This window comes from Deinococcus depolymerans (assembly GCF_039522025.1).
GTDB classification, from domain to species: domain Bacteria; phylum Deinococcota; class Deinococci; order Deinococcales; family Deinococcaceae; genus Deinococcus; species Deinococcus depolymerans.
Map to the genome: position 1 here is coordinate 251,587 of NZ_BAAADB010000030.1, position 15,952 is coordinate 267,538.

The following is a 15,952-nucleotide window of genomic DNA, read 5'->3' on the forward strand; positions in this document are numbered from 1 at the left end:
TCGCACCTCATCCGGACGGCCGGACTGAACGGTGGTTGCACCCCCTCCGGGCGGAATCCGTCTCATACGGACTCCGATTGAACGGCTTACAGAGCCGTTCAATCCGAGCGGATGCGACTCGGAGAGCTGCGCCGCAGAGGAGGAGCAAATCGGGTTCCGGGCGTGCCGTCGGGCAGCGCCCGGAAGAACAGGCCGGGAGGCGGCGCACGGGCCAGACGCGCCGCCTCCCGCCACCCACGCCCGGATTACAGGCTGGCGTTCCAGGCCTTGACGATGTCGTCGAGCGCCTGCTTGGCGGTCTTCTGGCCGGCCATGGCCGCCTCGACGTTGTCCTTGAAGACCTTGTTCAGTTTGCTGGCGTCCGGGTAGATCAGGGTCAGGTCCTTGGCCTTCTTCAGTTCGGTGGAGGCCACCAGGCGGCCCTGGCTGACGGCGTCCGAGCCGCCCTGCTTGAAGAACTTGTCGGTGCTGGCCTTCACGGTGCTGGGGAAGGTGGTCTTCGTGACCTTGCTGAACTGCAGCTGGTTGACGTCGTTCGTGAGGAACAGCGCGAGCTTCTGCGCCAGCGCCTTGTCCTTGACGCCCTTGGGCACCATGAAGCCCATCAGACCGGTGTGGATGACGTTCCCGGCGAGGTTGATCGGGTACGGCGCGACGCGCGTCTGGTCGAAGATGGTCTTGTTGTCGTTCTGCACGCGCAGGATGAACTGCGGGCCCGTGATCAGCATGCCCAGCTTGCCCGCCGAGTACAGTTCGGTGGCGGCCGTGAAGCCGCGGCGCATGGTGTCTTCCGGGATGTAACCCTTCTTGTACAGGTCCACGTAGGTCTGCAGCAGTTTCACGTGCTCGGGGCTGTTGAACACGGCCTTGCCGCCGCTCTTGTCCAGCACGGGCAGCCCGGCCTCCTGGAAGACGTACAGCATGCTGATCCCGTTGATGTTCGGCATGAATCCGTACAGGCCGGTGCGGTCCTTGATCTGTTTGGCGGCGGCGATCAGGGTCTGGATGGTGCGGGGCGGGTTGGAGGGGTCCAGGCCGGCCTTGCGGAAGATCTCGGTGTTGTACGCCACGACCTTCGGCGCCCAGTACCACGGCACGCCCATGACCTTCCCGTCGAAGGTGAAGGTGTTCAGCGGGCTGGCGAAGTACAGTTTGCGCTGCGCGTCGCTGAGGTCCAGCGTCTCGAGCGCGCCCTGCTGCACGAGTTTGACGGTCATGTCGCTGCTGAGGTTCACGGCGGCGGGGGGACGTCCGGCGGCGACGGACGCCAGCAGTTTCTGCTCCATGGCGGTGGCGGGCACGTCCACCCACTTGAGTTCCACGCTGGGGTTTTCCTTCTCGAACTGCGCGACCAGGCGGTTCATCTCGTCGTTGAACAGGGGCGCGAGGCTGATGGTCCAGAATTCCAGCTGGGTCTTCTGGGCGCCGGCCGTGGCGGCAGTGAACAGGGCGGCAGTCAGGATGAGTTTCTTCATGGTGTCTCCAGAATGTGGTGGGCAGGACGGTGAGCAGGGACGGAGCGGGCCGCGCACGCAGGGTGCCGGTCCGGTTGAAAGGGGATGTGCGCCGAATGTAGCGGTTTCTGGCCGCCTCTGCCTGAGAATCTGCGTGCGTCCGCCCCGGGCGCGGCAACCGGGGGTCAGCTGGTCTCCCCTGCCCGCGCGGCCTGCGCCGGGTCGGGGCGCAGCGCGGCGGCGAACCAGCGGGTCACGTGGTCCGGGCGGGTGATGGCGCTGCCCACCACCACGGCCAGCGCTCCCGTCGCCAGCGCCTGCGCGGCCAGTGCCGGCGTGTTCAGGCGTCCCTCCGCGATGAACGGCAGGCCCGCCGCGTGCAGGGCCCGCATCAGCGCGAAGTCCGGCCCCGGCTGCTGCGGGCTGTGCGGCGTGTAGCCGCTCATGGTGGTGCCCACGATGTCCGCGCCCGCCGCGTACGCCGCCCGCGCCTCCCCGAGCGTGCTGATGTCGGCCATGGCGAGCGCCCCGGCCCCGTGCGCCGCGCGGACCAGGTCGGCCACCGGGAACGGGCGCGGCAGGTCCGTGCCGTCGAAGGCGACGATGTCCGCGCCGGCCCGCGCGACCTCCTGCACCTCGCCGGGCGTGGCCGTGATGTACACCGGCGACCCCGGCTGCGCCCGTTTGGTCAGCCCGATGACCGGCACGTCGGTCACGGCGCGCACCGCGCGGATGTCCTCGCCGGAGCGCAGGCGCAGGCCGGCCGCGCCGCCCAGCAGCGCCGCGCGGCTCAGGGCGACGATGTGCGTCACGTCGCGCAGGGGGCTACCGTCATCGGCCTGCACGCTCACGATCAGGGTGCCGCGCAGTGCGTTCAGGCGGGACGGCCGCGGGGCATCCGGGAAGGGGGAACGGGTCATGCCGCGAAGTGTACCCAGCCGGCCGGGGCCCTGGTCGAAACCACCCGCGCGTCAGGCGGTCGCGTCCCTGCCGTACCCTGGGCGCGTGACCTTCGAAGCTGACGAGCCGCACGCCGCCGCCCTGAGCCCCGACGCCCTGAACGCCGCCGCGCTGAGCCCCGATGCGCTGAGGGCCGATGCGCTGAGGGCCGGGCGACTGGTGATGGTGGACATCCCCGGCCCCACCCTGGACGGCGACACCGCCGCCTCCCTGCGCCGGCACGGGATCCGCAGCGTGTGCCTGTTCGGGAAGAACGTGGTGGACGCCGACCAGCTGCGGGCGCTGTGCGCGGACCTGCGCGCCGTGATGGGTGAGGACGCCCTGATCGCGCTCGATCACGAGGGCGGCGCGATCCTGCGGCCCACGTTCTGGCCGTTCGCTCCGTCCGCGATGGCGCTCGGCGCGGCGGACGACCCGGACCTGACCCGCCGGGTGAACGAGGCCCTGGCGCGGCAGTTGCGGGCGGTGGGAATCAACTGGAATTTCGCGCCGGTGCTGGACGTGAACGTGAACCCCGCCAACCCGGTGATCGGGGAGCGGGCCTTCGGGTCGCAGGTGGCGCTCGTCACGCGGCACGGCGGGGCCGCGCTCGCCGGGCACGACGCGGCGGGCGTGGCCGCCTGCGTGAAGCATTTCCCCGGGCATGGGGACACGTCGCTCGACAGTCACCACGCGCTGCCGAGCGTGACCCGCTCGCGGGAAGAACTCGACCGGACCGAATTCGCGCCGTTCCGGGCGCTGCTGCCCGGCACGCCGGCCGTGATGACGGCGCACATCGTGTACCCGGCGCTGGACCCGCACGCGCCGGCCACGCTGTCGCGCCCCGTCCTGACGGGTCTGCTGCGCGGCGAGTGGGGATTTGAAGGGGTGATCGTGACGGACTCGATGGGCATGAAGGCCATCGACGACCACTACGGGCGGGGCGAGGCCGGCGTGCTGGCCCTGCAGGCCGGCGCGGACCTCGTGATGGCGCTGGGCCGGCGCGAGGCGCAGGAGGCCACGCTGGACGCCATTGCCCGCGCGCTGGCCGACGGCCGGCTGGACCCGGCGCAGGGACAGGCGAGCGCCGCGCGGCTCTCGGCGCTGGCCCGCCGCTACCCGGCGCAGGCCGACACCACCCTGGACCCGGGTGCCGACGCGCCGCTGTTCGCGCGGGCCTGGGCGCAGGGGCTCACCGCGTACCGGGACCCGGTGGCGCCCACGCCGGGCTCGCGGATCAGGCTGGTCGCGCAGCGGCGCGTGACCCGCGAGAACGTCAGCGAGGCCAGCGTGGACGCCGCCACGCTGGCCGCGGAACTCGCCGGGGTGTACCGGGTGGAGCTGACGGCCTTCGACGATCCGGCCGACCTGGACTGGGCGGCGCTGCAGGCGGAGGGCGTGCCGGTGCTGCTCGCCACGACCGCCCGTCACCGCCAGCCGGCGCTGCGCGGGGTGCGCCCGGACCTGCACCTGGCGCTGTACAACCCCTACGCGGCGCTGGATGTGGACGCCCCGGCCGTCCTGACCTTCGGGTTCCGGCCGGAGGCGCGCGCCGCCCTGCTGGCCTGGCTGCGCGGCGAGGCGCGCGCGCCGGGACGCCTGCCCTTCGGGCACTGACGCGGCGGGTGCTCAGCGCCTCGCCGCGGGGGCGCCGCCCTCCGCCCCCGCAGCGAGGCGCCAGGGGTCGCCTGCACCCGGTCCGGGTGACGAGGCGGGGCGTGGCGTCGGTCGCAGTCGGTCCATGAACCGCCGGGCGGCGGCGGCGGCAGCGTGACCGGCCGGGTCCGGCCGGAACGACAGGCTGAGGCTGCCGTCGGCCAGCACCTTGAAGCTCAGCAGACCCGCGTGACCCGGCACGCTGGCCAGGGTGACGGGCGCGCGCAGCAGGCGGCCCAGCGCGTCCCCCAGGGACGGCAGGCGGCCCTGCCGGTCCGGTGGGGCGCGCAGGGTGATCAGGCCGGCCTGCCGGGCGATCAGACGGACGGGCCGGCAGGCGTCCGGGGCGGGTGACGCGGCGAACTGCACGGGCAGCCACGCCTCGAAGGCCGGGTCCGGCCGGCCGTGCGGGCCGGGCCGGACGGGGCCGCGCAGGTGGAAGGTCAGGACGCGGTTGCCGCTGCGGCGGAGGTCGAAGCGGGTGTCGCTGACGCCGGCGAGGGTCACGCTGTCCAGCAGGCCGGCGGGCAGGTGGCGGCGCAGCGCGGCGTCCACGGCGGCCAGCAGGGCCCCGCGGGTCAGGGTGGCGGTGACGGGCGGGGTGGGGCGGCCGGCCAGGAGGACCAGCACGCCGTTCTGGAAGTCGTTGAAGCTGCCATCCGGCGCGAGGGGCAGCGTGTCGCTGGTCGGGTAGCCGAGCGGGCCGCGTTCCCAGCCGGCGCTGGCCCAGGCGGCGCGCAGGTCGCCGTGGACGGCCATCGGCCCGGTGCGTGGGTGAAGGAACAGGCTGCCCCCCTGGAAGTGACTGAACTGCCCGGCCCGGTCGGCGGTGGGGGTGGGATCACTGACCGGCAGGCCCAGGAGACTGTCCGGGCCGCCGAGGGCGTCGTAGCGCCGGCGGAGGTCGCCGCGGATCTCGTGGACGCCGGTGGCGGGCGAGGCGTACAGGTCCGCGTGCCGGTAGCTGCGGCGGTGGCCCCCCCGCACGGCCTCGCACGGACCGGCGGGCGGGCCGGTGTGGGCGGCGCCGAGGGCCTGCGCGCAGGCGTGCAGGGTGCCGGCGGGATCGGCCGGGTGCAGGGCGGTGTGCTGCACGGTCAGGGTGATGCGGGCGTACTCGTCGCCGCTCTCGTGGCAGCACAGGCGGGTGCGCAGGGTGCGGGTCTCACCGGGGGCCACCTGTCCGCTGAAGGCGGCGCACCCCAGTTCCCGGGCGGGCAGGTCGGGAGGCCGGGCGAGCAGCCGCGCCTCGCCGCTGATCTGGACGGGGCCGGCGGGGGTGAGGGTGAAGGTCACGCTCAGCGTCACCTGCCGGTCGCGGCCACCCAGGCCCCTGAGGTGGTAGGCCGCGTCGGGGCAGGCCGGACCGAGAAGGGTCAGGTCATGCTGGCAGCCGAGCGCGTGGTCCCGGCCGAAGGTCTCGTCGTCCGTGACCTGCAGGTGGGTGGTGTGGGTCAGTTGGGCCTGTGGGTGGTCGGGGGTGTGCGTCGGGCTGGGGGTGTGCATGGTGCCTCCCGGTGGGTGGGTGCATTGAACACGGGCGGGCATGATCGGGCCGTGATCGGTGTCCAGTGTGGGTGGCCGGGTCGGTGGGGGTTCCGCGGGGACGGGCGAGACAGACGGGCTCACCGGCTGATAGATTGAACTGAGTACAAGCCCCATCAACGGCCGTTCCCTCACCCTGCCTTCAGGTTCCGCGCGCCGGCACGGACCCGTGAAGCCCCCCACCCGGAGGACCCCAGTCATGGATTTCACCCTGAACGACGAACAACGCCAGCTGCAGCAACTCGCCCGTGACTTCGCCCGCCGCGAGATCATCCCCATCGCCGCCGAGTACGACCAGAAGGAAGAACTGCCCTGGCAGGTCGTCGAGAAGGCCTTCGAGGTCGGTCTGCTCAACCCCAGCATCCCCGAGCACGCCGGCGGGCTGGGCCTGGGCATGTTCGACGAGTGCCTGATCGGCGAGGAACTCGCGTACGGCTGCATGGGCATCTACACCGTCCTGATGGCCAGCGAACTGGGCATCGCGCCCGTCCTGATCGGCGGAACCGAGGAGCAGCAGCAGCGCTTCCTGACGCCCCTGACCGAGAAGGCCGGCCTGGCCGCCTTCGCGCTGAGCGAACCGAACAACGGCTCGGACGCGGCCAGCATGCACACCACCGCCACCCTCGACGGCGACGAGTGGGTCATCAACGGCACCAAGATGTGGATCAGCAACGGCGGCCTCGCCGAGTTCACGGTCGTGTTCGCCACCACCGACCGCCAGGGCGGCCACCGCGCCACCGTCGCGCTGGTCGTGCCCAAGGACGCGCCGGGCTTCAGCTACAACAAGATCAAGCACAAGATGGGCCAGCGCGCCAGCCTAACCAGCGAACTGGTGTTCGAGAACGTCCGCGTGCCGCGCGCCAACCAGCTCGGCGGGCTGGGCGACGGCTTCAAGATCGCCATGAAGACCCTCGACAAGACCCGCATTCCGGTCGCGGCCGGCTCGGTCGGCATCGCCCGGCGCGCCATGGAAGAAAGCATCAAGTACGCCAAGGACCGCACCGCCTTCGGGAAGCCCATCGCGGAACTGCAGGCCATCCAGTTCAAGCTGGCCGAGATGGCCATGGGCATCGAGACCGGCCGCCTGATGTACCAGAAGGCCGCGTGGCTGGTCGACCAGGGCCTGCCGCACGGCTTCGAGAGTGCCATTGCCAAGGCCTACTGCAGCGAGATGGCCTTCAACGCCGCGAACGAGGGCATTCAGGTGCACGGCGGGTACGGCTACGTCGGCGAGTACCCGGTCGAGAAACTGCTGCGCGACGTGAAACTGAACATGATCTACGAGGGCACCAACGAGATCCAGCGCGTCGTGATCAGCCGCAACCTGCTGAAGTAAAACGGCGGGCACCACGGGGGCGGCCGGGACACACTTCCGGCCGCCCTCCCGCATTCCAGCGCTGCCCGGACGGACTCCGGCAGGAGGGCTCGCAACGCCGCCCAAGGGGAGGCGGTCCGCCGGTCCGTGTCGTGCGGCCTGCCGTCTGTTTCCCTGGAGCAGTTGCCATAAAGAGGCAGCCTGTCTGGCCGAACGGACCTGTAAAGCTCCGCAGGAGAGCGGGTGACTCTTGAAGGGCAGGGCCGACTGAAACAGCTGAGACGGACTCGGATTGAATAGCTTACAAAGCCGTTCAATCCGAGCGAAGTGAGGAGCAGTTGGGCGGATTCCGGACGTGGAGCTGGCAATCCGGTGAACTTCCGGATGGTTGGCGAAACAAACGGAATCCGTATGAGAACCAGAGAATGACGGCATCGGAAGTCTGCTGTTCCGATGCCGTCATTCGGAGAACGGCTCCAACGCCACGCCCGGCACGGCAGTCCTCCGGGCTTCCACGCTGCGGCGCTGCTCTCCGGGTCGCTTCGCTCGGACGGAACGGTTTTCGCCCGTTCCACCGGAATCCGTGTCAGCCGATGTGCGTGACGAGCGTGCCGATCCCCTCGACCTCCACCTCGACCGTGTCACCGCTCTGCAGCGGCCCGACCCCCTCGGGCGTGCCGGTCAGCACCACGTCACCGGGTTCCAGGGTCACAAAGCGGGTCACGTAGGTGAGGATGGAGGGCACGTCGAAGATCATGTGACGTGTGCGGCTGTCCTGCTTGACCTCCCCGTTCACGCGGGTCTGCACGCGCAGGTCGCGGACGTCCAGCTCGGTTTCCAGCCACGGACCGAGCGGGCAGAAGCGGTCGGCGGCCTTGGCGCGGAACCACTGCAGGTCGGTCTTCTGCAGGTCGCGGGCCGTCAGGTCCAGCCCGCAGGTGTACCCGGCGACGTGCGAGAGCGCCGTCTCGGGCGTCAGGTTCCGGGCGCGCTGGCCGATCACCAGCGCCAGCTCGCCCTCGAAATGGAAGTTCTGGGTCCAGTCGGGGCGGGTGACGGTCCCGCCGGGTTCGGCCAGCGCGTTGGCGCCCTTCAGGAAGATGCCGGGTTCCTTCGGCAGGTCGCCCGTGTCGTTCCCGAGTTCGCGGATGTGGTCCAGGTAATTGCGGCCCACGCAGACGATCTTGCCGGCCTCGGCGGGGGCCAGCAGCGCCGCCGGGTCGAGCGGCAGGCTCTGCCCCGTGCGGGGGCCGCCCAGCGAGCGGGTCAGGTGCAGGGTGTCACCGTCGAGTTCGGCCCAGTGGGCCTCGCCGGCGTGCCGGATGCGCGCGAGTTTCATGCGCGCAGGATAGTGCATCTGTCCGGTCGTCCCGGACCGGTGCCCGGCATCCGGGTCAGTCGGCGCTGCTGTCGGCCTCGTCCAGCGTGACGTGTTCCAGCGCGGCCGGGTCGATCAGGGTGACCTGCGCGCTCGTATAGGTGAGGAGGCGGGCCGCGTCGAGTTTGCGCATCACGCGCGACACGGTCTCACGGCTGGACGAGATGCGGGCCATGATGTCCTGGGTGGACAGGGGCAGCACCTCGGGGTTGACGACCCCGGCGGCCAGACGCTGCCGGTAGAGACTGAGGAACACGTGGCTGAGGGCCGCCTCGGTGTTCAGGCCGAAGGCGATCAGTTCGTCGTTCAGGAAGGTCACGCGGCGCACCAGCATCGCGCTGAGGTTCCACAGGACCTGTGGGTGCCGGCGCAGGATCTGCTGGAAGTGCGTGCGGTACAGCATCAGGGTCGTGACGTCCGTCTGGGCGCGGACGGTGGCGCTGCGCTCCCCGCCGCCCAGGACGGCCGTTTCTCCGATCACGCCGGGAGAGTACACGTCACCCATCACGCGCTCCCGGCTGCCCAGGCTGATGCGGGAGACGCGCACGACGCCGCTCGTGATCAGGTGCAGCGCCTCGCCCTCGGCGTCCTGTTCGAGGATCACCTGACCGGGGAGGTAGCGGCGCTCGGTGATCACGCGCAGGGCTTCCTGCAGGGCCTCGTCCGGGACGTCATGAAAAAGTGGGGAGTTCTTGAGATCGTCCAACCGGGCCATAGTCCGCTCATCCTAGCTTGACAAGGCAACATTGAACAGTCTGGCCGGAACCGCCGGCCGCTCCGGAACTGCCGGGAACACGCCCGCAGAAACCACCCTTTCCGCGCCCGCTCTGCCCGGACGCTAGCATGCAGCCGTGACTGCCGCTCCCGCCGCCCTCGAAGCCCGTTCCCTGACGCAGCGTTACGGTTCCCTGACCGCCCTGCGTGACGTGTCGCTGCGGGTCATGCCCGGCGAGGTGGTCGCCGTGACCGGCCCGTCAGGCAGCGGCAAGAGCACGCTGCTGCACCTGCTGGGCGGCCTGGACGTGCCGCAGCAGGGCGAGGTCTGGTGGGCCGGCGCGCGCGTGGACAGCCTGGACACGCAGGTGCGCGCCACGCGCCGCGCCGGGCAGATCGGCCTCGTCTTCCAGCATCACTACCTGCTCGACGACCTGAGCGTGATCGACAACGTCCTGATTCCCTCCCGGCTGGCCGGACAGCGGGACGAGGCCCGCGCCCGGGACCTGCTGGCCCGCGTGGGCCTGAACGGACGCGCCGACGCGCTGCCGGGCGTCCTGAGCGGGGGGGAACGGCAGCGGGTGGCGGTGGCGCGTGCGCTCGTGGCCCGGCCGGCCGCGGTGCTGGCCGACGAACCCACCGGCAGCCTGGACCGCGCCAACGCGCACGCCGTCGCGCAGCTGCTCGTGGGTCTGGCCCGCGAGGAGCAGGCGGGGGTGCTGTTCGTCACGCACGACGACCGCCTCGCCGCGTTCGCCGACCGCACGCTGCACCTGCTGGACGGTCAGTTCACGGACTCGGTGCCGGCGCTGCTGTGACCACCGGACCCGGGAGGGTGAGCCGGGGTGGCGACGCCACGCCCGACCGTCCTCTGGGCTCCCACGCTGCGGAGCCGCCCTCCGGGTCGCCTCGCTCGGATTGAACGGCTTTGTCAGCCGTTCAACCGGAGTCCGTCTCATACGGATTCCGTTTGTTTCGTTAACAGATCGGAACACCGCCGATCTGTTAACTCCACGTCCGGAACCCGCCCAGCTCCTCCTCGCTTCGCTCGGATTGAATGGTCTTTGCAGCCCATTCAACCGGAGTCCGTCTCAGGTGGTGCGGGCGCCGCGGGCGTACTGGGGCGCGACGGGCGGCGTGACGCCCAGGCGCTGCGCGGCCGCCTGCGTCCAGTGCGGATCACCCAGCAGCGGGCGGCCCAGGGCGATCAGGTCGGCGTCTCCGTTCTGCAGGTATCCCTCGGCCCGTTCGGGCGTGTCGATCATGCCGACGGTCATGACGGTCAGCTCCGGCACGGCGGCCCGGACCTGCCGCGCGAAGGGCACCTGGTAGCCGGGCTGCACGGGAATCTGCTGCTGGGCGCTCAGGCCGCCGCTGCTGAGATCCACGGCCGTGACGCCCTCGCGGGCCAGCAGGCCGCACAGGACGACGGTCTGTGATTCGTCCCAGCCGCCCTCGACCCAGTCGGTGGCGCTGAGACGCACGAACAGCGGCTTGTGCATGGGCCAGGCGTCGCGGACGGCGCGCGTGACTTCCAGCAGCAGCCGGACGCGGTTCTCGAAGGTGCCGCCGTAGGCGTCGGTGCGGGTGTTCGACAGTGGCGACAGGAACTGGTGCAGCAGGTAGCCGTGCGCGGCGTGGATCTCGACGGTGTCGAAGCCGGCCATCTCGGCGCGGCGGGCGGCCTGCGCGAAGTCGGCGGTGACGCGGGCGATGTCGTCGGCGGTCATGGCGCGCGGGGTGGGCAGCGCGTCGCTGTACGGCTGGTCGCTGGGGCCGATGACGGGCCAGCCGCCGCGTTCCTCGGGGACGGCGCCGCGTCCGCGCCAGGGGGCGTAGGTGCTGGCCTTGCGTCCGGCGTGCGCGAGTTGCGTGCCGATCAGGCCGCCGTGCGCGTGAACGAAGTCCGTGATGCGGCCCAGCGGGACGATGTGCTCGTCGTCCCACAGGCCCAGGTCCTCGGGGCTGATGCGGCCCTCGGGAGACACCGAGACGGCCTCGGTAAAGATCAGGCCCGCGCCGGCCAGCGCGTACTGCCCGAGGTGCACGAGGTGGAAGTCGTTCGCCACGCCGCCCCGCGCGGAGTACATGCACATGGGCGAGACGACCATGCGGTTGGGGAGGGTCAACTGCGCGAGTTTCAGGGGCTGGAACAGCAGGGGGGTGGTGTCGTTGGAACCGGGTGTCATACGCGCGAATCTAGCCCCGGTCCCCGGGCGTCAGTACGGAACAGGCGACATTCGGCCCGCTCCATGAACGTCACCTTAAGGGTTCCGGCGGGCCTGCCACGCGGCCCGCTGCCGCTCGGCCTGCTCGGCCGCGAGGGACCAGAACGTCCGTTCCAGGTCCGCCAGGGAGAACGGCCCGGGGGCGCAGCGGGGCGGGCGGCGGTAGGGGGTGGCTTCCAGCCGCACGAGCAGGGTGTGGTGCGCGGCGTCCGCGAGTCCCTGTCGGGCCGCGGCCAGCGCGACCGCCTCCGGGGCGGCCTGCGCGGCCCGCACCAGCGCGGCGTAGGCCCCGGAGAGCACCTGCAGGGCGCGCACGTCGGCGGCGTACACCCAGGGGCCGTACTCGCCCAGCAGGGCCAGGAACCCGGTCCATTCGGCCCGCAGGACCGCGCCCGGCACCTCGCGGGGGGATGTGTCCGGCGGCAGCCAGGGGCGCACGCCCAGCAGGTCCGGCGCCAGCCAGCGTTCCCCGGCGTACTCGGCCCCGGCACGGGCAGCCGCGGCGGGCGAATCGATGTCGCGCAGTTCGGCCATGTGCGCCAGCCGCTCGCGGGCCGCGCCGGTCAGGGGCAGGGCGCGCGGGCGGCTCAAGCCCAGTGCCTTCCAGGTGGGGGCCTCCCAGGTGGGGGGATCTCCGGTGCCCGGCCCCGTGGGCATCAGCTGCTCGCGCTGGTGTAACTGCCCACCGCACGCAGCCAGAACAGGCGGGCTCCCACGAACAGCGCGGCCGCCACGACCGGCGACGCCAGCGCTGCGCTCCAGGCCAGTTCGCCGGTCAGGGCCTGCGCCGGCACGGTCGTGATGAACGCCACCGGCACCACGAAGGTCAGGAACGCCCGCACGGGCAGCGGAAAGGCCGACACCGGGAAGCGGGCCGCGCCGAACACACCGTTGAACAGTTCCGCGACGTTCTGCGTCTTCACGAACCAGAACGCCGTGGTGCTCAGCGCCAGCCAGATGCAGTACACGATCACGACCGCCGAGGAGTACAGCAGCGCCGCGCCCAGCACCCCCAGCGGCGTGACGGTCAGGCCCGACGCGGCGGAGACGATCAGGCCCAGCCCGATCAGCAGGTCCGGTGCGCGCAGCACGTTCAGGTGCCGGGTACTCACCCCGAACTGCGCGTCGATGGGTTTGAGCAGCGTGAAGTCCATGCTGCCGGTGCGGATGGCGTCCGCGATCTTGCTCATGTTCGGCTGGATGAACACGCTGATCACGCCCTCGGTCAGCATGAAGAACCCCGTGACCAGCAGCGCCTCCCGGAACGACCAGCCGCCCACGCTGGTGATGCCGGGCTGCCCGAACACGATCCCCAGGCCCAGCAGCGCCACACCCACCTCGCCCAGGCTGGCCAGCAGCGCCCCCACGAAATTCGCGCGGTACTCCAGCTGCGCCGACAGGGTCGCGCCCGTGAAGATCCGCAGCAGGCGCAGGTAGCGCGTCACGCGACCCTCCAGAAGGCGGATGGTCGATGGTCGATGGTTGATGGAAGGGCGCACCAGCCTCTTTCAACCATCGACTGTTCACCATTGACCCTCATGCTCCCACCGCGCCGTACTTTTTCAGGCCGGCCCGCCAGACGGCCAGCCGCAGGAACCAGAACACGACCAGCCAGCCCAGCATGACGAGCGCGCCGCGCAGGGCGTCCTCGGGGCCGGCCTTCCCGGCCAGCAGTTGCGCGGGCAGGCCCAGCATGTACGGGAACGGCGTCCAGACCGCCACGCCCTGCACCCAGGCGGGGTAGAAGTCCAGCGGGGCGAACATGCCGCCCAGCGCCGCGTACACCAGCCACGCGAGTTCCTGGAAACTGTTGCTGCTCTCGGTCCAGAAGGCCAGCAGTCCGATGGCGTACTCGTACAGGAACCGCGCCGTGAAGCCCAGCGCGGCGAGGCCCAGCGCGGCCGGGTACGCCCACCACTCGGTCGTGAAGCGGGCGCCGGACAGCAGCGCGAACACGGTCACGAGGCCCAGCATGGGCACCAGCCGCACCAGCCGTTCGGCGACGTGCGAGGCGTAATGGCCCCACATGGGGTCCATCGGGCGCAGCAGTTGCGGGGACAGGGTGCCCTGCCGGATCTCGAAGTCCAGTTCCCACGCGACCCACACGACCAGCAGTTGCGACACCAGCCAGGTGCTCAGGAAGTACGTGGCGAACCCGGCGGCGTCGTAGCCACGGATCTGCCCGCCGGGTGCGGCCTGCGCCTGCGCCATCCAGACCAGCATCATGACCAGTGACAGCGTGCCGGACAGCATCCAGATGACGACCTCGGCGCGGTACTCGGCCATCTCCGCGAAGCGCGTGGCGAACAGCACCCGCGCGGTGTTCAGGGGGCCGGGGCGGCTCACACGCTCTCCAGTGCGGGCGTGGGCTGGGTGCGGTGCCCGAACAGGTCGGCCATGACCGCCTCGATGCTGGGGTCCTCGACGGTCAGGTCGGCCACGTCCAGGTCGGCCAGCAGCCGCGCGGCGCGTTCGCTGACCTGGGCGCGCGGCACGCTCAGCTGGGCGCTCAGGCCGTCCACGCTCACGTCCTGCCCGTACGCGGCGAGGGCCTGCGCGGTCACGGGGGAGCGCAGTTGCAGCCGGATGGTCTTCCCCGCCCCGGCCTGCCCGGCCAGGCTGCCCAGGTCACCGTCGAACACCAGCGCCCCCTGGTCGATCACCAGGATGCGGCGGGCCAGGGCGGTCACATCCGCCATGTAGTGACTCGTGAGGATCACGGTTGCGCCGTGGCGTTCGTTGTAGTCGCGCACGAAGGCCCGCACGCTCTGCTGCATGTTCACGTCCAGTCCGATGGTCGGTTCGTCCAGGAACAGCACCCTGGGTCGGTGCAGTAGCGCGGCGGCCAGTTCGCACTTCATGCGTTCGCCCAGCGACAGCTTGCGCACCTGCTTCTTCAGGATGCCGTCCAGGCCCAGCACGTCCGTGAATTCACGCATGGTCGCGCGGTACTGGTCGTCGGGGATCTCGTAGATCGCCTGGTTGACCAGGAAGGAGTCGAGCGCCGGGAGGTCCCAGATCAGCTGCTGCTTCTGCCCCATGACCAGCGTGATCTGCCGCAGGAACGCCGCCTCGCGCCGCCGGGGTTCGAAGCCTGCCACGCGCGCCTCGCCGCCCGAGGGGTGCAGCAGGCCCGAGAGCATCTTGAGGGTGGTGGTCTTCCCCGCCCCGTTCGGCCCGAGGAACCCCACGACCTCGCCCGGGTGCAGGTCGAAGCTCACGCCGCGCACCGCCTCGACCTGCCGGGTCCTGCGGTTCACGAAGGACCGCAGGCTGCCCATGAAGCCGGGTTCCTTCTCGTGGACGGCGTAGGCCTTGCGCAGGTCGCGAACGTGCACGGCGGCGTCCGGGGGTGAGGTGGTCATCGTGCCTCCCAGGATACGCCACGGGCGAATTCAGGCGCACGGAATCAGCCAGTTGGCGTAGTGGGGCGGCCAGGGTGGGATTCCGTGCGTTCCGTGCACGGGTGTTCCCCCGCCAGTCACGCCCGCGCGGCGGGGCCGGGAGTAGCCTCGGGCCATGAGCGCCCCCGCCCCCCCGCCCGCCCCGCCGGAGGACGCACCCCACCCCCCACCGGCGCCGCTTCCGGTCACGCCCACGCACGCGGACCTGCTGCGGGTGTTCGCGGGCGTGGCGATGGTCGGGATCGGCGGCGGCCTGCCCGCCCACATGCGCCGCGCCGCACTGGGCCGCGCCTGGATGACCGAACTGGACTTCGCGGAATCGTACACGCTGGCGCAACTGACGCCCGGCCCGAACGCCGTGAATCTGGCCGCCATGATCGGCGCGCGCCTGCGCGGCTGGACCGGCGCGCTCTGGGCGGTCGTGGGCGTGCTGACGCCCGGACTGATCGCCATGCTGGCCGTCACGGTCGTCACGCTGGGCCTGCCCGGCGGGCTGCCCGCACCGCTGCAGAGCGGGCTGCGCGGCGCGGCCTGCGCGGCCCTGGCGGTCATGCTCACGGCGGCCCTGCCGGTTCTGCGGGTCGTGGGTGGCCTGCGCGGCGGGTGGGTGCTGGCCCTGGCGACCTTCGCCGGGATCGGCCTGCTGCGCCTGGACCTGCTGCCGGTCCTGGCGGTCGTGGTGGGCGCGGGCCTGATCCTGCACCGCCCCCGCCCGGAACAGCCGGAGCGCCCATGACGGACGCCGGAGCGGACTGGCTGGATATCCTGCTGACCTTCACGCGGCTGGGCCTGATCAGTTTCGGCGGGGCGAACCTCGCCGAGATCGAACGGGTGCTGGTCGGGCAGCGGCACTGGATCACGCCAGGGACGCTGGCCAGCGGCTTCGCGCTCGGGCAGATCATGCCCGGACCGAACATGCTGGCCATGACCCACTACGGCTTCGCGGCCGGCGGGTGGGCCGGAGCGGCCGCCGCCACGCTGGGCTTCTACGGCCCCACCGCCCTGCTGAGCGCCGCCGCCGCCCTCGCCTGGAGGCGGCTGCTGGGCTGGAAGTGGCTGCCCACCATCCGCAGCGCCCTGCTGCCGTTCGGGGGGGGCGTGCTGCTGGCCGGGGTGCTGGTCCTGACGCGCGGCAGCGTGCAGAACGTGGCGGGGGCCGTCATTGCCGCCGCCGCGTTCGCGCTGCTGACCCGCACGCGCGTGAACGCCGCGCTGGTCGTGATCGGCGCGGCCGTCCTGGGCGCCCTGATCGGGTTGTAGGCGGGGCAGGCGGGTACACTGGCCGGATGCCGTTCGTCTGCCCCCGCCTCCCCCTTCCT

General features: G+C 71.5%; 15 protein-coding genes. 5 read left to right on the forward strand and 10 right to left on the reverse strand.

The window, feature by feature from the left end:
* Positions 1 to 245: 245 nt before the first annotated feature.
* Both ABDZ66_RS15770 and ABDZ66_RS15775 read right to left on the reverse strand, forming a co-directional pair.
* Positions 246 to 1,475 carry an ABC transporter substrate-binding protein gene (locus ABDZ66_RS15770; protein ID WP_343760927.1) on the reverse strand — a complete coding sequence of 410 codons (1,230 nt, stop codon included), beginning with the start codon at positions 1,473 to 1,475 and terminating at the stop codon, positions 246 to 248.
* A 164-nt stretch (positions 1,476 to 1,639) separates the two neighbouring features.
* Entirely contained in the window at positions 1,640 to 2,374 is a 735-nt protein-coding gene (locus ABDZ66_RS15775; RefSeq protein ID WP_343760929.1) for an N-acetylmannosamine-6-phosphate 2-epimerase, read from the reverse strand.
* A gap of 85 nt (positions 2,375 to 2,459) precedes the next feature.
* Here ABDZ66_RS15775 and nagZ point away from each other — a divergent pair, with 85 nt between their 5' ends.
* Positions 2,460 to 4,010, forward strand: a complete 1,551-nt coding sequence (gene nagZ / locus ABDZ66_RS15780) for a beta-N-acetylhexosaminidase (protein ID WP_343760931.1) — start codon at positions 2,460 to 2,462, stop codon at positions 4,008 to 4,010.
* A 12-nt stretch (positions 4,011 to 4,022) separates the two neighbouring features.
* Here the strand turns inward: nagZ and ABDZ66_RS15785 are convergent, their stop codons facing one another.
* Positions 4,023 to 5,555, reverse strand: coding sequence for an LGFP repeat-containing protein (locus tag ABDZ66_RS15785; protein WP_343760933.1), 1,533 nt, complete (start codon positions 5,553 to 5,555; stop codon positions 4,023 to 4,025).
* Between the two features lie 238 nt (positions 5,556 to 5,793).
* On the opposite strand from ABDZ66_RS15785, the gene ABDZ66_RS15790 reads away from it, so the two are divergent.
* The gene (locus tag ABDZ66_RS15790) at positions 5,794 to 6,930 is read left to right on the forward strand and encodes an acyl-CoA dehydrogenase family protein (RefSeq protein ID WP_343760935.1); all 1,137 of its coding nucleotides are present in this window, start codon (positions 5,794 to 5,796) and stop codon (positions 6,928 to 6,930) included.
* 565 nt (positions 6,931 to 7,495) lie between these two features.
* Here the strand turns inward: ABDZ66_RS15790 and ABDZ66_RS15795 are convergent.
* Positions 7,496 to 8,248, reverse strand: coding sequence for a fumarylacetoacetate hydrolase family protein (locus ABDZ66_RS15795; protein ID WP_343760937.1), 753 nt, complete (start codon positions 8,246 to 8,248; stop codon positions 7,496 to 7,498).
* Positions 8,249 to 8,303: 55 nt separating this feature from the next.
* Positions 8,304 to 9,002 (reverse strand): Crp/Fnr family transcriptional regulator, encoded by a 699-nt coding sequence (locus ABDZ66_RS15800; RefSeq protein ID WP_343760939.1) that lies wholly within the window; start codon positions 9,000 to 9,002, stop codon positions 8,304 to 8,306.
* A 136-nt stretch (positions 9,003 to 9,138) separates the two neighbouring features.
* On the opposite strand from ABDZ66_RS15800, the gene ABDZ66_RS15805 reads away from it, so the two are divergent.
* Entirely contained in the window at positions 9,139 to 9,819 is a 681-nt protein-coding gene (locus tag ABDZ66_RS15805; RefSeq protein WP_425544441.1) for an ABC transporter ATP-binding protein, read from the forward strand.
* Positions 9,820 to 10,092: 273 nt separating this feature from the next.
* Here the strand turns inward: ABDZ66_RS15805 and ABDZ66_RS15810 are convergent, their stop codons facing one another.
* The 5 genes from ABDZ66_RS15810 to ABDZ66_RS15830 all read right to left on the reverse strand — a co-directional run bounded on the left by ABDZ66_RS15810 (position 10,093) and on the right by ABDZ66_RS15830 (position 14,594).
* Positions 10,093 to 11,190: an NADH:flavin oxidoreductase/NADH oxidase gene (locus tag ABDZ66_RS15810; protein WP_343760941.1), complete on the reverse strand. Its 1,098-nt coding sequence runs from the start codon at positions 11,188 to 11,190 to the stop codon at positions 10,093 to 10,095.
* A 75-nt stretch (positions 11,191 to 11,265) separates the two neighbouring features.
* Positions 11,266 to 11,820, reverse strand: coding sequence for a hypothetical protein (locus ABDZ66_RS15815; protein WP_343760943.1), 555 nt, complete (start codon positions 11,818 to 11,820; stop codon positions 11,266 to 11,268).
* A 65-nt stretch (positions 11,821 to 11,885) separates the two neighbouring features.
* Entirely contained in the window at positions 11,886 to 12,674 is a 789-nt protein-coding gene (locus ABDZ66_RS15820; protein ID WP_343760945.1) for an ABC transporter permease, read from the reverse strand.
* A gap of 91 nt (positions 12,675 to 12,765) precedes the next feature.
* A complete protein-coding gene (locus ABDZ66_RS15825) occupies positions 12,766 to 13,515 on the reverse strand; it encodes an ABC transporter permease (protein WP_343761076.1) in 750 nt (249 codons plus the stop codon).
* A 56-nt stretch (positions 13,516 to 13,571) separates the two neighbouring features.
* Positions 13,572 to 14,594, reverse strand: coding sequence for an ABC transporter ATP-binding protein (locus ABDZ66_RS15830; protein WP_343760947.1), 1,023 nt, complete (start codon positions 14,592 to 14,594; stop codon positions 13,572 to 13,574).
* Between the two features lie 154 nt (positions 14,595 to 14,748).
* Between ABDZ66_RS15830 and ABDZ66_RS15835 the strand changes: the two genes are divergently transcribed.
* Both ABDZ66_RS15835 and ABDZ66_RS15840 read left to right on the forward strand, forming a co-directional pair.
* Entirely contained in the window at positions 14,749 to 15,369 is a 621-nt protein-coding gene (locus ABDZ66_RS15835) for a chromate transporter (RefSeq protein WP_343760949.1), read from the forward strand.
* Positions 15,366 to 15,893 carry a chromate transporter gene (locus tag ABDZ66_RS15840; protein WP_343760951.1) on the forward strand — a complete coding sequence of 176 codons (528 nt, stop codon included), beginning with the start codon at positions 15,366 to 15,368 and terminating at the stop codon, positions 15,891 to 15,893. The genes ABDZ66_RS15835 and ABDZ66_RS15840 overlap by 4 nt, the downstream gene beginning before the upstream one ends.
* The last annotated feature ends 59 nt before the right edge of the window (positions 15,894 to 15,952 follow it).